This window comes from Methylocystis sp. H4A, assembly GCF_015709545.1.
GTDB lineage: Bacteria > Pseudomonadota > Alphaproteobacteria > Rhizobiales > Beijerinckiaceae > Methylocystis > Methylocystis silviterrae.
In genome coordinates, this window is sequence record NZ_JADNQY010000004.1 from 1 (window position 1) to 13,986 (window position 13,986).

Here is a 13,986-nt window from a genome sequence, read left to right on the forward strand (position 1 = left end):
GCCGAAGACATGGACGGGCCAAGGACGCCCTCCGACGCTCCTGCGACGCGATGCGCAAAACAAACCCATGTCGACCAAACAACTGGCGATGTCGCTCCCGGAAGATGCTTGGCATGAGATCGCATGGCGCGAAGGCACGAACGAAAATCTCGCCTCCCGTTTCGCTGCTGTTCGAGTTCGACCTGCCCATCGCGACTATTGGCGTTCGACGCCTCATGCCGAAGAATGGCTTCTCGTCGAATGGCCCGAAGCTGAAAGCCAGCCGACCAAATATTGGCTTTCGACCTTGCCGCCGGACACGACCATCTCGGCGCTCGTCGAACACGCCAAATTGCGCTGGCGGATCGAGCGGGATTATCAGGAACTCAAACAAGAACTCGGCCTCGATCATTACGAAGGACGAGGGTGGCGCGGCTTTCACCACCACATGGCTCTCTGCGTCGCAGCCTATGGATTCCTGGTCTCCGAGAGGAGTCTGATTCCCCCCTCAGGCGTCAAAACCACAATCCTCGAAGCGCCTCGCCTATCCGACAGTTATCGACCCCGCGGATCCGCCGATCAGACCCGAACGCCACGTCGTCTCATCTATCGCGTGCATCCGCACGAGGTTGGCGCGCGCCTTGGTGCGACGGCTGTTCCGATGTCCGTGTTGCCAACGAAAAATCCAGCGGCAAACTTTATGACACAGTAAAACTAGACCCAGAAAGACTATGATGGTCGCGACAGCAATTGCCACCGCAGATACGGGCGCCCACCTACGTTTCAGGATCAATCCAGCGCCGGTGACGATATACGCAAAACCGGCGGCAAAATTGAAATACAATACGAAGGGCACAATTTGTGCCGTCGAATTTTCTGTTCCATGGAGCTCAAAAAGAGCACTTCCTCCGGAAACGAGCGTGGCTATTCCGAACAGGACCGCTATTCCAGCAAGTACTTTAATTACTAGATTTGATGTCCAGACAGACACCATGACCTCTCCTCCTTTTTCATTTCGGAAGGTGTGCACTACCGTTCCAATTTGAAGGCTTGTCTGCCGCCTTTCAGGCCGACATACCCGTTTCCGGATCGAACCAGTTTCACGCATCGTTCGGGAAGCAGTGCCCCGGGTTTAAGGCATAGTCCATCCGGGGTCGGCCGCCAGTTCGGGGACAGGTCCATGAGTCCGCCCGTCATTTTGCCCGTGCCGTTCTGGAAAAGCACAAGGGTTCCGACGCGCCCATCCGTCTGTCGTCATCTTCCATGGGCGTCCATCTGTAATCTTATGGGCTGGGGACGGCTCTTCCGCCTTGCTCGCGTTAATCAAAGCGACTGTTGCCATGACGAGTGCGAGCAATGATATCGGTAATAAGAAGCGCCTTTCTTGCATGCTTCCACGATGATTTCGTTCTGGCTTCTCCATTTATCTGCTCCTAAGGCTGAGAATGTGTAGGAACCCGTGCGCACTACCGCTCCGATGAGCGCAGACCGTTTCAGTTGCCTTGACCGCGTTGTAGTGTTCTTCCGGCTCGTATTTGGCCACCTGAAGACCGAGCTGCTTTACCGACAGGCGGCCCGTTGCTTGCAGGATTGCGTAGCTCGCAAGCACATTGTTGTGCTCGGCTGGATTTCCGATTTCCAGTTGCCGCAAGAGGTGGATGGCGGTGATCATATTCGGTCGTGCTGTCAGTCAAAGCCGCGTCCCTCGCCTGCTTCTTCATGCGTCACGCCGTCCCTGATGTGATAGATGCGCTTGAAGGTCGGGATGATCTTCTCGTCGTGAGTGACGACGATGATGGCCGTTCCAAATTTGACTGCCATGTCGTTGAGGATGCGGATCACGGTCAGAGCACGCACGCTGTCAAGCGGCGCAGTCGGCTCGTCGGCAAGAATGACCGGCGGCCGGTTTACCAGTCCGCGCGCAATCGCGACACGCTGTTGTTCTCCGCCGGATAGTTGCGATGGCATGGCGGCGGCGCGATGCTCGACGTCGAGAGCCTTCAGGAGTTCACGCGCGCGCTGGCGCGATTCATTATTGGGAACACCGGCCAGCATCGGCAGCAAAGCAACATTGTCGGTGACGTCCAGAAAGGGGATGAGGTAAGGCGCCTGAAAGACGAAGCCGATCTTGTCGCGCCGCAACGCGCGAAGATCGGCAATTTTCCAACCGTTGTCATAGATCACCTCGTCGCCGAGGGTCATGCGCCCGCCGCTCGGGTCGATGACCGCTCCCAAGGCTTTGAGCAACGTACTCTTGCCCGATCCCGACGGGCCGATCAGGCCGACTACCTCGCCGGGTGCAACCTGCATATTGACGTCTTTCAAGGCATCGACGGCGGTGTCGCCACTGCCATACCGCTTCCTGAGTTTTTCGATGAGGATTCCTCCGCTGCCCATCTCAGCCTCCGATCGCCTCGGCGGGATCGACCTTGAGCGCCATGCGGATGGCGACTACGCTAGCAAGCGCACATATGACGATGACGGCGATGAGCCCGATCATCGTGTCGACGGAAAGAAGAAGGACGAATTTCGGGAAAAGAGGTGCCGCGAAGGTCGCCGTGATCTTGCCGACGACGAAGCCGATCAGCCCGAGCACGACCGCCTGCTGCAGGATCATGGACGCGATGGTACGATTGCGCGTGCCGATCAGCTTCAGCACGGCGATCTCGCGTATCTTGTCCATCGTGAGCGTGTAGATGATGAAGGCGACGATGGCGGCGCTGACGATGGCCAGGATGGCGAGGAACATGCCGATCTGTTTGGCGGATGTCGCTATGAGTTTTCCAATCAGAATCTCTTCCATCTGGGGTCGCGTATAAACCGTCAGCCGCTTCCACCTTGCTATGTCAGTTGCAATGCGCTCAGGGTCATAGCCAGGTTTGACGCGGACCAGGACTGCGTTCACGTAAGGGTTGCTGTTTTGCGAGGCGATCACTGCATCCAGCAAGCCAGGCACCCAAGGCCGGTTAAACTCCGGATTTTCGCTGGTGCGCCGGCGCTGACGGACAATGGAGTCGTTGTCCTTGAGGAATTGCGCTTCCTGCGCGTCCTTCAGCGGGATGAAGACCATCGGATCGCCCCCCGACGATACCGTCCGCCGAGTGAGGCCCACAATTGTATAATGGTTTCGTCGGATAACGATCGTGTCCCCAAGGGAAAACGCCGTAGCGACATCGGCCACCGCCTCATAGTGGCTGCGCGTGATCTGCCGCCCCGCGACAAGAAACGGCGGCCGGCCGGGTGTCGCCATATCTCCCGGCGCGATGCCCACCACCATCGCCCGGACGTCCGAGTTTCCTTTTTGAACCTGCATCGTCAGATAGGTGACGTTGGCAACCCGCTCGACACCGGGGATCGCGAGGATCACGCGATAGATGTCATCATTGATGCTTGAGGATTCCGCGTATGGGCCGAGTGTGTTCTGCTGGACGACCCACATATCGGCGCCGCTGTTGTCGAGCAGCACCTTGCCGTCGTCGACCATCCCTCGATAGACGCCAGCCATGGTGAAGGTTACACCGATGAGCAGACCAAGCCCGACCCCCGTGAAGACGAACTTGCCCCATGAATGCAGAATGTCGCGTCCAGCGAGGCTGATCATTTGAGTAGCTCCGCAGGATTGTCGGCTACACGAATGCGGCTCGTACTGGCCAATCTGGATGCGCTGTAAACAACAATCCGATCGCCGACCGTCAGGCCTTTTGTGATCTGCACGACCCCTTCCAGGTCTGCAGCGCCGAGTTGGACGACCGTAAAGCGGATTTTCCCCTCTTCGATTTTCCAGACGCCCAATTTGCCGCCGACATTCTGGATCGCAGCGTTCGGGATTGCCGGCGACACGGCAAGCTCAGGCAGGGCGACCGATACTTCGGCCAACTCTCCGATCGGAGGCCGCGGCTCGGGAAGCGTGTCGAACTCCACCTTGGCCAGATTTTCTTCCGTCACTGCGTCAGCGAGGACTTCCACGCGCGCGATTCGTCCCGGTACGCCTTTGCCGGCGCGTGAACGCAATGCAATCGAGGCAGGCAGGTCCTGCCGGAGGCCTGTTGCCGCAATTTGATCGAACCGAGCATTGATCCAGAGATTCTTTGGGTCGATCATTTCTATGACTGCCTGACCGCCAACTATGGTCGTTCCCGGTTCGGCCTTGCGTGCTGCAATCACCCCGTCGACCGGCGCACACAGAACCAGATTTTCCCGCTGCTTGATCAGGCCGTCGCGGTCGGCGCGATTGCGTTGGAGATCCTGTTGCGACGCAAGGAAATTCGACCGAGCGGCCGAGAGAGCAGCCTCAGCCACTTGGCTGTCCTGTCGCTTGGTTTCCACCGCGACCTGGCTGGCGGCGCGGGTCTTCCAGAGCTTTTCATAGCGTTTCGCCTGAGCAAGCGCGAAATCCTTGCGTGCCAGCGCATCGTCCACCTGCGCTTGCGCGGTACTTATAGATGCTTCTGCCCGGCCAATCGCCGCATCGAGCGCTGCGATGCGAGCATTAAGGTCCACTGGGTCCATTTCCGCCAGAACCTGACCGGCTCGTACCTTATCGCCCACATCAACATGTATCGTGGCGACGCGGCCTGCGAAGGTGGGGCCGATCTTGTAAGAGAAACGAGCTTCAACCGTGCCGATGCCAAATAGTGCGGGCGAGATTGAGCGGGCCTCGACGACGGCGGTCGTGACAGCGACCGGCGCCAGCGGCCCGGAGCGCAGCACCACGTAGCCAAACAAGGCGGCAGTCACGGCTCCAACGCCTATGAGCATCAATGTGCGACGCTGCAATGAAGGCAGTTTCACTGGTTTGCCTCCATGCATGCACGATATGATTTGAAGGCATCCGGAGCCGCCTCGCGGATGCTGTCGACATCCCCGACGATCAGCGCTCTAAACACCAGATGTTGGATAGCCGCTATGAACAGACGGGCAGCGATCCTTTTGTCGATCGTGGTTCGTATTTCGCCGCACTGCTGCGCCTCTTCGATTATGCTGGAGAGCCGCTGTTCGTACCGTTGGATAACTGCCTCGATCATCAGTCTGAGTGCGGAACTGTTCGTCCTGCCGAGCGCACCCAGCAACATGCGTTGAATGTTCGGATGATCCGCGAGATAGGCAATATCAGCCACAAACATAGCTTCGAGGGATCGAAGCGGAGATGTGACGGCCGAGAAATGCGGATGAGTCATCTCGCCGCCTCGACAGCGCGTCGATACAGCGCGAACGCTCCTGGCGCGCTGGCGCGGATGCGCTTGACGTCACCGGCGATGAGGGATTGCATGACAAGGCCCTGGATCGTACCGATGAAGAGTGTGACGGCGGCCTTGTCATCCAGTGTGGCAGCCAACTCGCCACGCTCCTTGCCCTCCGCAACGAGCCGTCCGAGGCGCTCGCCATAACGCTGGATCAAGGTGTGCGCCATGCGCTTGGCTACAGTCTGCTCGGCGCGTTGCAGCTCTCCAAACAGCATCCGGGGCACGCCGGGATGCTCCGAGATGAACTCGATATGCGCAGTGAACGCAGCCTCCAGCGCGTCAAGCGGAGAGACCGCAGCGGAAGTCGCCTTGTCGATCCGTGCGAGCAAGCGCTCTGATACCCATTCCATGACGGCCTGAAGAATAGCGTCCTTGGAAGGGAAGTGCCTGAACAAGGCGCCTTGGGTCACACCCATTCGCTTGGCGATCGCGCCAGTCGTGATGTCTGTAGGATTTTGCTCCGCCGCCAAGTCGATGACGGTCTCAACCGTCACCTCACGTCGCTCCTCTGCGGAAAGGTAGGCCGATCGCGAGATCATGGGCACCTCCAAAAGATAGTGATCAATTACTATCTATCAGCGGTGCGATTTTTTTCAAGGGGGACTACGCGAATAGGGTCACCTATGGCGCTCCTGCCGTTGCGTGCAGCCTCGCTGCTGAATCATCCGCGTTACACAACCGGCCTCTGCGTCGCCGGCAGTATCGGCAGCGAAGATGTGCTGCTGCGGCCGAGCGCGGTCGAGGCTTATCATCGGCTCAAATTCCGCTTCGGGCGGCATGTCACGCTCATGGCGCTCTATGCAATGGAGGCAGCGCTACGCGGCTGCGAATGGCGTTCCCTCGAGCCGGTAGTAAGGGACGATCTGCGCAAAGCGGCCCGTCGGCCGTAGCCGTTCGGCCCCTCATCCACGATGCAGTTGGACCTCGTCCCAACCGCTAGAGCGTTTTGCAATTACGCTGACTCGGAGGGGATTGAACGAAGCCGCTGATCGCGGCGGGTGCGGCGATGTCTGGTGATTGGCCTCCTGTCTGAGAGGATTTGGGTGTTGCAGCCCACTCTCAAACAGGAGGTTTCCAGATGGCCGAGATGAGCCCTCTGCGCCGTCGCATGCTCGAGGACATGACCGTCCGCAATCTCTCGCCGGCGACCCAGCGATCCTACCTCAACGCCGTTTCGAAGTTCAGCCGCTATTTTGGCAGCTCCCCGGATCGTCTGGGGCTTGAGGATGGCGAAAAAGCCTTCGACAGCGTTGAGCCAGGAGCACATGTCGGCGTGAAGTGGAAGGTGAAGCGTTCGTGGCGCTGGAGCCATTGGCGCACCTTGGGGTGCTTGTGAGCGGCGTAATTGTCGAGGATCACATGCACGAGCTTGCCGGCGGGAACCTCCGCCTCGATGGCGTTGAGGAAGCGGATAAATTCCTGATGGCGGTGACGCTGCATGTTGCGGCCAATCACTTTGCCGTCGAGCACGTTGAGCGCGGCGAACAGCGTGGTCGTTCCGTTCCTTTTGTAGTCATGCGTCAGGGTTCCGGCGCGGCCCTTCTTCATCGGCAGACCGGGCTGGGTGCGATCAAGCGCTTGTATCTGGCTCTTCTCGTCGACGCTGAGCACGATGGCGTGCGCCGGCGGATCGACATAGAGCCCGACGACATCGCGCAATTTGGCGACGAAGTCCGGATCGTTGGAGAGCTTGAACAGGCGCAGGCGGTGTGGCTGAAGCCCGTGCGCGCGCCAGATGCGCTGAACCGAGCTGACGGAAACGCCGACGGCTTTCGCCATCATCGCGCCGATCCAATGCGTCGCTTCGCAAGGCGGCTCTTGCTGCGTCAAGGCGACGATCCGTTCGGCGACGTCCTGCCCGAGCGGTCGAACGCGAGACGGGCGGGTCTTGTCGCGAAGAAGGCCGTCAACGCCTTCCTCCATGAACCGCTCCTGCCAGCGCCAGACGCAGGTCTTCGACGTGCCAGTCTGGCGCATGATCTCGTTCGTGCCGACGCCGTCGGCGGAAAGCAGAACGATCCCGGCCCGCCAGACATGCTTTTGAGCCGCGTTCCGGTCCTTAATGATGGTCTGAAGCCGCTTCCGATCGACCGACGACAACGTGATGGAGATTCCCGTGCACATCGCGCAGACTCGCACGCGCAGAAACCGAGAGGAATCCCTCAAGGACTCAATCGTCAGATTTTATCCACTAGCTCGCGCAAACTGAAGCGATGGCCGGCGATACGCGACTCGCGAGACGGCTTGATCAAAGGCGCTGACTCGCTTGAAAGCGGACGAAGAGTTGTAACGTCTGCTGGTCGCTATCCTTCGAACCTTACCCTTGCGTCAGCCGTCGGCCCTCCAAGCGAACCAATTCGCGGGTTCGCACCCCAACGAATTCATCCCCGCTGCCCCGAGACGGGAACTGCATAAGGTTTACTGGGAAGGGCCAGTTTCAAAGGCCAGCAAAATGTCGACTGGATCCAAACGCGAAACGACAATTGGCCTCTCCATTGAATCTTTTGAATAGCGCAATGAAAAAGTTTCATTTTACCAGTCGTACAACACGTCATACGAGTTTCTGACGGCATCGTGACAAACTTTCGCGGATTCGGCGCGATTGCCGGAAATCGGAGGGTTACGCATGAGCATAACAACAGAAAGAGCCGGTAGCGCCGGCGTCGCCGCGGAGGAGAGTATCGTCGATCTCAAGGGCATGTGGATCGGCTTGGCTGTTCTGAACGGGTTCTATCTGGTCGTTCGTATTTACGAGCAGGTTTATGGCTGGCGCGCTGGCCTTGATTCGTTCGCTCCGGAGTTCCAGACATATTGGATGTCGATCCTTTGGACAGAGATTCCGCTTGAGCTGATCTCCGGCATTGGCCTTGCGGGTTTTCTTTGGAAGACGCGCACGCGCGACTTTTCGAAGGTGACCCCACGGGAAGAGCTGCGTCGGATCGTGGTGGACATTCAGTGGCTGGTGGTTTACGCGGCCGCCATTTACTGGGGTGCGTCGTTCTTCACCGAGCAGGACGGCACTTGGCACATGACGGTGATTCGCGACACGGACTTCACGCCGTCGCACATCATCGAGTTCTACATGAGCTACCCGATTTACTCGGTGATCGCGGTCGGAGCGTTCTTCTATGCGAGGACGCGTCTTCCGTATTTTGCGAAGGGCTACTCCCTTGCGTATCTGATCGTGGCGGTTGGCCCGTTCATGATCATCCCGAACGTCGGCCTGAATGAGTGGGGCCACACGTTCTGGTTCATGGAAGAGCTGTTCGTTGCACCGCTGCATTGGGGCTTCGTGTTCTTCGGCTGGATGGCGCTTGGCGTGTTCGGCGTCGTGCTTCAGCTGCTGATCAACATTCAGCGCCTGATCGGCAAGGAAGGCGTCGATCTCCTCGTCGGAGACTGAGCGCTTGAACAAACGGAGCGCGGGCTTTTTCCCAGGAGCCCGCAGCGCCGCAGAATAACTCCCTACAATCGTTGAGCTTCACTTGGCGCCTTCCGTCTTCATTGGCGGGAGGCGCAATTTTCAGCAGAAAGGCGCCAGTGCTGAACCAACGAGGTCCTTGTGACTCTTAATTCGGCGGTAGCTGGACCAATGTTCTTGTAACAAGCCCTGCACGCGTGTGCGCTAATCAGCAGAATCATCGAGGTTCTAATTCTCCAACATGCTAACCGCGTCGAGGATCTGCTGTCTCAGCCAACTATGGGCTGGGTCTTTATCTTTCAACGGGTGCCAAGCCATCGTCGCGGCACACTCGGAAAATTCGATTGGGGGCGGCATCATCTTCACCGGCGCAAGCCGCGCGAAATGTTCTCCGACGCGTCGTGGCGCCGTTAGAACGAGATCCGTACGAGCGATAATTGAGGGGGCGGACAGGAAGTTGGGAAGAATGACAGATATTTTTCGCTTCTTGCCATGCTGCTCAAGCCAGTCGTCGACGAGCCCGGTTCCATCCTCTCGATGAGAAATCAAGAGGTGGCGGCTTGATAGAAATTGATCTAGGGTTATGTCGGTTTGCGAAAAATCCGGATGGTCCCGCCTCACCATCGTCGTTAATCGTTCATGAAAAAGTGTTTCGCGCCGCAGATAGGAAGTTGAATCGCTTACGACATTCAAGGCGATGATGAGATCGATTTCTTCTTCCTCGATGCATGCCTCCGCCGAGGCGCCACCAAGCTGTTTGATGTGAAGCTCAACATTGCCCGCGTTTTTGTTGAGCGTCTCACAAAGGCGGTGCAGCAACGTGAATTCGAAATAGTCGCTCGTAGCGATTACAAACCGGCGCTCGCTCGAGTCAGGAGAGAATTCTTCCGGCGGCTGAACGATATTCTCAACGCTCTTCAGCACCGCGCAGATTGGATCGAACAAGGCCAGGGCCCGTTGCGTCGGGCGCATTCCTCTCGGCGTCTTGATGAGCACGGGGTCGTCGAGCTGCTGCCTCAGCCTTTGTAGAACATGGCTCATCGCTGATTGACTAATGAACATTTTCTCGGCGGAGCGGGACACGCTCCGTTCTTCCAGGAGATGTTTGAAGGCGATCAACAGATTGAGATCGAAGTTTCGCATTTCGCTCATTCGCGCGCACGGCCAAATCGCCAGTGAAGCACCCAGCCTTCTGTTTTGGCTCGTGAAGGGGCAAGTTTCCGCTTGGGGCCTTGGTGTGGTCCACCTTCGGAGGCCGAGAAGAAGCGGGCGACCGACCAGCAGCCAGCGGCGTCATTAAACCGGTTCGGCCAACGATTGGGAGTGCCGCGGAACGAATAAAACTAGGGTCCAATGACAGTAGGCGAGTTGATGCAGGGTCCAAGTGTCGAGAGCCATCTTGGCTGAGACCGGAAAGAAGTTGGGGGTCGATCAAGAGAAGATGAATATTATTCAAAGAATTCCTGCCGGAGGGGTTCTCGATGAAATGGACGTTGAAGCTCGAGCGCATTGACGAAGCTGGGAATTTGCACTCAACCACAGTCGCGTATGTCGAGCGGCCTGAACTGACGTCCGAGGCCGATCTCGGTCTCATCCATGACTGTCGGGAGCCATCTTGGCCTGACAATGCGCTTTCAGGAAAATCAATAATTTAGTCGAAGCCATCATGCGGCGAAGACGACTTTCCCGAAGATGACGAGGCTTCTCGGCGCCGGGAAGAAGGCTGTCGGCGCGAGGAAGCTATCCGGAGCCTGTTGAAGCGGCACAATGACAAGCGACTCTCGATCGGCGCCGTCGATGAAATCGCGTAGGAATTGGGTGTCAGCCGATCAACGATGTACCGTTTGATGACGGCCTATCGAGCCAAGGGCACGGTATCGTCGGTCGAACCGCGCGCGCTTGGGCGACGAAAAGATACGCTCGTGTTGGACGCCAAGCGAGAGAAGCTCATCGCTGCGACGATCCACAAAATTTATCTGAAGCCCGAGCGCGCGACCATGACATATCTGATCGAGCAAGTGCGGGCGCGGTGCGCGCAAAAAGGCTTGCCTCTTCCTGATCGGGCGTTCGCTCTCCGCTACACTGCGCCGCGGTTTCCTCCATCGCCCGCTTGAACCGCTTTAAATCCGCAATCTTGCGACGGATTTTCCCCAAGTGATCCAGCACGAGCTCACAAACCTGCATGCAGGCGTGACTGGTCGGCAGCACGACAAGTCGACGTGCGCCTAGCTCGACGGCCACCATGATCGGCGTGGCGCAGGTGATCGCGCCGTCGGGGGGCGAGGTAGCGACGCTTCATCTTCATAGGCTGGAAAGCGGCAGGGACGGCGGTCGGCGCCACAATTGCTTACGCCGCAGACTCCTTGGACAACACCACGGGCGCGCCAGACAAGAAATACGTTGCAACCACGCGGATGGGGCTTGGTGTCTTCCAAGTTGCAACAAGATAGGCGTCGACGAGCCATCGCACGCCATCAGCCGGCACAAAAAAATCGCACCGCAACAGAAACGAATGCATGGCGCCGCCATGTAACCGGAAAAACGTCCTCTCGACGCAGGCTCAGTCAGATTTCTGCGAGGCGCTCGACGCTTTCGGCGGGACCAGTAAGACACTTAAAAAAAGAGTCACGGAACGCTCGAAGCACCTCGCACTGATCAAGGCTGCAATCCCCCATGACTTCCCGCGACGGCGCCGAGAATTGTGATCAGGCTCCCGACAAGCAGGATGCGATGCATCCGTTCGATCAAAATAAAGGTTCCTTCAGGATCGGACTTAGCCCGTTGATGAACCAGCGGTGAAGGGCGAGCGGCTCGGCGACGAATGCCGCTTTCCATCGCCTATCTGGAGGCGGCGGCCGAACTGCCAACACGCTTCCCGCCTTCTATCTGGCACGCGCATGAAATGGCCTTCGGTTTTGGCGGCGCAGTCGTCGCGGGCTTTCTGCTGACGGCGATTCCAAACTGGACTGGTCGGATGCCCCTGCAAGGCGTCCCGCTCGCCGGCCTCGCCGCCCTCTGGCTCCTCGGCCGCATCGCCGTGCTGGCTTCGAATAGCGCGCCTGCGCTTGTCTCCGCGGCGCTCGACCTCGCTTTTCCGGCGGTCTTTATTTTCGTTGTCGCGCGCGAGATCGCCACTGGGCGGAACTGGCGCAACTTGCCCATGGTTGCGGCTCTCGCGCTTCTCTTCACCGGGAATCTGCTTACGCATCTCCAAGCGATGGACCTTGCCGCAACGGGCGCCATCGGGGCTCGCGTCGGCGTCGCCACCCTCGTTATGCTCATCGCCCTCATCGGCGGGCGCATCACGCCGAGCTTCACCCGCAACTGGCTGGTCAAGAATTCGCCAGCTGGAGTCGAGCCAGCGTCCTTCGGCGGGCTCGATCGTTTCGCGCTGGCGGCGACGCTCGTCGCGCTAATCGCCTGGGTCGCGTTCCCCGAAGCCGGACTTACGGCGGTTCCGCTCATTGTCGCCGGCGCGGCGTTCTTTCTACGTCTTATCCGCTGGCGCGGCGTCAGCACGCGGGCGGAACCGATGCTTTTCGTGCTGCATCTGGGCTATGGCTGGGTTCCGTTGGGCTTCCTGCTCATGGGCGGCAACGAACTATTGGGGGTCACCGCTCCTGCAGCGCCTCTACATGCGCTCACCGTGGGCGCCATCGGAACAATGACGCTCGCGGTGATGACCCGCGCAACGCGCGGCCACACCGGGCGCCCGCTTGTCGCAGATCAGTGGACGGCCGCGATCTACGTCGCCATAACATTGGCGGCCATCCTGCGCATCGGCACGCCTTTCACGGGCGAGCACTACTTCACAGCCCTCGCGGTCGCCGGCGGGATGTGGAGCCTGGCGTACGGCCTCTTCGTGGTGCTTTATTTCGGAATGTTGACGACGAAGCGCTTGCACCCAACGACGTGAAGGCGAGTTCGAGGCAAGGCCGACCAAGCTGGCGCCGTTTCTCACCCAAGCGCGAACACGCCAAGCGGGCTGTGCGTGCGTGCGATGCTATAAATGAAAAGAAAAGCCGCGATCGCGCCGGCCATCGCCGCCAACCGCAACTTGAACGCCTTGGCTCGAAGCGCCCAGTAACCCAGAAAAATGTAGAGCGGCAGCATGACCGCCACCTTCATGGTCAGCCACGCGTCAACAAACGGGTATTGACGCGTGACGGCCGTCAGCATGAGGGCAGCCGTGAAGAGCACGGCGTCGATCGCGTAGGAGGCAAGCCGCGCGAGCAGCGACAGTGGCCATGACGCCGCGAGCAAGTTCAAAGCGAGCGCGCGCATAAGGTAGAAGCCGCCGCTCACGAGCGCCGCCGCGATGTGGACAGCGCGGATCTCGAGGTAATAGGCTTCCATGCGAGTGGCGGATCACGCCACGCGCCTCACCGGCCCCGCCTCCAGTTCCCTGTCCTCCTTCTCCACTTCATGAGGCTGGCGGCGCGGCCGGAGCCACAGGCTGACGACGAACCAGGCGAAGGCCAATGCGCCTATTGAGAAGACGGTGTCGCCTGGCACGCGCATCCATACCAGAAGATCGACGATCGGCTGCTGCATGAACTGCTCAGAGCGGGCGTACCAATAACCTTCATTGATCGCGGCAAGGAGTTGCAGCGTGCCGAGCGGCAGGAGCGTGAACAACGCCATCATCGCCAGCCCGACGTTGAAGCACCAGAAGCTGATGCTGAGGATCTTCTCGTTCCAGACGAGTTCGGGCATCATGCCGCGCAGGCAGAACAACACGAGGCCGATGCCGAGCATTCCATAGACGCCGAACAGCGCCGTGTGGCCGTGCAGCGGGGTCAGGTTCAGCCCCTGCATATAATAGAGCGAGAGCGGCGGGTTGATCAGGAAACCGAACAGACCGGCTCCCACCAGATTCCAGAAGGAGACAGCCATGAAGAACAGCACGGGCCATTTATAGCGTTGCATCCAGGGCGTGGCGCCGCAGAACCGCCAATGCTCATAGGCCTCGAAGCCGATATAGGCGAGCGGCACGACCTCTAGCGCGGAGAAACTGGCGCCAAGCGCCAGCACCGACGTCGGAGTTCCGGCGAAATAGAGATGATGGAGCGTGCCGATCACGCCGCCGGCCATAAAGACGATCGTCGCGAACAGCACCGCCGAAGTTGCCGGCTGGACTGCGATCAGGCCAAGGCGGGTGAACAGGAAGGCGACGACGGCGGTGGCGAACACCTCGAAAAACCCTTCGACCCACAAGTGAACTAGCCACCACCGCCAATACTCGACCATCGACAGATGCGTATGCTCGTTCCACATCAGCCCCGCGCCGTAGAACAGGCCGATCGCAACGGTCGAGAGGAAGAAAAGAGCGACGATGGAGCG

At 59.1% G+C, this 13,986-nt stretch carries 12 protein-coding genes and 3 pseudogenes; 5 read left to right on the top strand and 10 right to left on the bottom strand.

Going from position 1 to position 13,986, the window contains the following annotated elements:
- On the top strand, window positions 1-691 hold a 691-nt coding region (locus IYW40_RS00025), incomplete at its 5' end, for a transposase (protein ID WP_246720551.1).
- 711 nt (window positions 692-1,402) lie between these two features.
- On the opposite strand, the pseudogene IYW40_RS00030 reads toward IYW40_RS00025, so the two are convergent.
- From IYW40_RS00030 to IYW40_RS00055, 6 genes and pseudogenes are all read right to left on the bottom strand, one after another.
- Window positions 1,403-1,603: pseudogene (locus IYW40_RS00030) on the bottom strand (hypothetical protein); the annotation flags it as partial.
- Between the two features lie 62 nt (window positions 1,604-1,665).
- Entirely contained in the window at window positions 1,666-2,376 is a 711-nt protein-coding gene (locus IYW40_RS00035; RefSeq protein ID WP_175095827.1) for an ABC transporter ATP-binding protein, read from the bottom strand.
- A gap of 1 nt (window position 2,377) precedes the next feature.
- Window positions 2,378-3,580, bottom strand: coding sequence for an ABC transporter permease (locus IYW40_RS00040; protein WP_175095828.1), 1,203 nt, complete (start codon window positions 3,578-3,580; stop codon window positions 2,378-2,380).
- A complete protein-coding gene (locus IYW40_RS00045; protein WP_175095838.1) occupies window positions 3,577-4,737 on the bottom strand; it encodes an efflux RND transporter periplasmic adaptor subunit in 1,161 nt (386 codons plus the stop codon). The genes IYW40_RS00040 and IYW40_RS00045 overlap by 4 nt, the downstream gene beginning before the upstream one ends.
- 29 nt (window positions 4,738-4,766) lie before the next feature.
- Window positions 4,767-5,156 carry a TetR/AcrR family transcriptional regulator C-terminal domain-containing protein gene (locus IYW40_RS00050; RefSeq protein ID WP_175095829.1) on the bottom strand — a complete coding sequence of 130 codons (390 nt, stop codon included), beginning with the start codon at window positions 5,154-5,156 and terminating at the stop codon, window positions 4,767-4,769.
- Entirely contained in the window at window positions 5,153-5,761 is a 609-nt protein-coding gene (locus IYW40_RS00055; protein ID WP_175095830.1) for a TetR family transcriptional regulator, read from the bottom strand. Before IYW40_RS00055 ends, IYW40_RS00050 begins: the two co-directional genes overlap by 4 nt.
- An 84-nt stretch (window positions 5,762-5,845) precedes the next feature.
- On the opposite strand from IYW40_RS00055, the gene IYW40_RS00060 reads away from it, so the two are divergent.
- Window positions 5,846-6,112, top strand: coding sequence for a TfoX/Sxy family DNA transformation protein (locus tag IYW40_RS00060; RefSeq protein ID WP_175095831.1), 267 nt, complete (start codon window positions 5,846-5,848; stop codon window positions 6,110-6,112).
- Window positions 6,113-6,300: 188 nt separating this feature from the next.
- A pseudogene (locus IYW40_RS00065) lies at window positions 6,301-6,450 on the top strand (phage integrase N-terminal SAM-like domain-containing protein); the annotation flags it as partial.
- On the opposite strand, the pseudogene IYW40_RS00070 reads toward IYW40_RS00065, so the two are convergent.
- Window positions 6,424-7,346: pseudogene (locus IYW40_RS00070) on the bottom strand (IS630 family transposase); the annotation flags it as partial. The pseudogenes IYW40_RS00065 and IYW40_RS00070 overlap by 27 nt on opposite strands.
- A 502-nt stretch (window positions 7,347-7,848) precedes the next feature.
- Here IYW40_RS00070 and amoC point away from each other — a divergent pair.
- On the top strand, window positions 7,849-8,625 hold the full coding sequence (gene amoC / locus IYW40_RS00075; RefSeq protein WP_175095839.1) for a bacterial ammonia monooxygenase, subunit AmoC: 777 nt from the start codon (window positions 7,849-7,851) through the stop codon (window positions 8,623-8,625).
- 246 nt (window positions 8,626-8,871) lie between these two features.
- Here the strand turns inward: amoC and IYW40_RS00080 are convergent, their stop codons facing one another.
- Entirely contained in the window at window positions 8,872-9,786 is a 915-nt protein-coding gene (locus tag IYW40_RS00080) for a LysR family transcriptional regulator (protein ID WP_232366207.1), read from the bottom strand.
- Between the two features lie 1,678 nt (window positions 9,787-11,464).
- On the opposite strand from IYW40_RS00080, the gene IYW40_RS00085 reads away from it, so the two are divergent.
- Window positions 11,465-12,559: an NnrS family protein gene (locus IYW40_RS00085; RefSeq protein ID WP_175095835.1), complete on the top strand. Its 1,095-nt coding sequence runs from the start codon at window positions 11,465-11,467 to the stop codon at window positions 12,557-12,559.
- A gap of 41 nt (window positions 12,560-12,600) precedes the next feature.
- Here the strand turns inward: IYW40_RS00085 and IYW40_RS00090 are convergent, their stop codons facing one another.
- Window positions 12,601-12,999, bottom strand: a complete 399-nt coding sequence (locus tag IYW40_RS00090) for a SirB2 family protein (protein ID WP_175095836.1) — start codon at window positions 12,997-12,999, stop codon at window positions 12,601-12,603.
- Between the two features lie 12 nt (window positions 13,000-13,011).
- Window positions 13,012-13,986, bottom strand: a 975-nt coding sequence (locus tag IYW40_RS00095) for a cbb3-type cytochrome c oxidase subunit I (protein ID WP_196398952.1), incomplete at its 5' end; no start/stop codon positions are given.

What these genes read in the sequence shown, in the direction of transcription:
- amoC (WP_175095839.1), top strand. Translation starts at nt 7,849, where the DNA reads ATGAGCATAACAACAGAAAGAGCCGGTAGCGCCGGCGTCGCCGCGGAG.
- IYW40_RS00085 (WP_175095835.1), top strand. Translation starts at nt 11,465, where the DNA reads ATGCCGCTTTCCATCGCCTATCTGGAGGCGGCGGCCGAACTGCCAACA.
- IYW40_RS00045 (WP_175095838.1), bottom strand. Translation starts at nt 4,737, where the DNA reads ATGCTCATAGGCGTTGGAGCCGTGACTGCCGCCTTGTTTGGCTACGTG.
- IYW40_RS00090 (WP_175095836.1), bottom strand. Translation starts at nt 12,999, where the DNA reads ATGGAAGCCTATTACCTCGAGATCCGCGCTGTCCACATCGCGGCGGCG.
- IYW40_RS00040 (WP_175095828.1), bottom strand. Translation starts at nt 3,580, where the DNA reads ATGATCAGCCTCGCTGGACGCGACATTCTGCATTCATGGGGCAAGTTC.
- IYW40_RS00035 (WP_175095827.1), bottom strand. Translation starts at nt 2,376, where the DNA reads ATGGGCAGCGGAGGAATCCTCATCGAAAAACTCAGGAAGCGGTATGGC.
- IYW40_RS00080 (WP_232366207.1), bottom strand. Translation starts at nt 9,786, where the DNA reads ATGCGAAACTTCGATCTCAATCTGTTGATCGCCTTCAAACATCTCCTG.
- IYW40_RS00060 (WP_175095831.1), top strand. Translation starts at nt 5,846, where the DNA reads ATGGCGCTCCTGCCGTTGCGTGCAGCCTCGCTGCTGAATCATCCGCGT.
- IYW40_RS00055 (WP_175095830.1), bottom strand. Translation starts at nt 5,761, where the DNA reads ATGATCTCGCGATCGGCCTACCTTTCCGCAGAGGAGCGACGTGAGGTG.
- IYW40_RS00050 (WP_175095829.1), bottom strand. Translation starts at nt 5,156, where the DNA reads ATGACTCATCCGCATTTCTCGGCCGTCACATCTCCGCTTCGATCCCTC.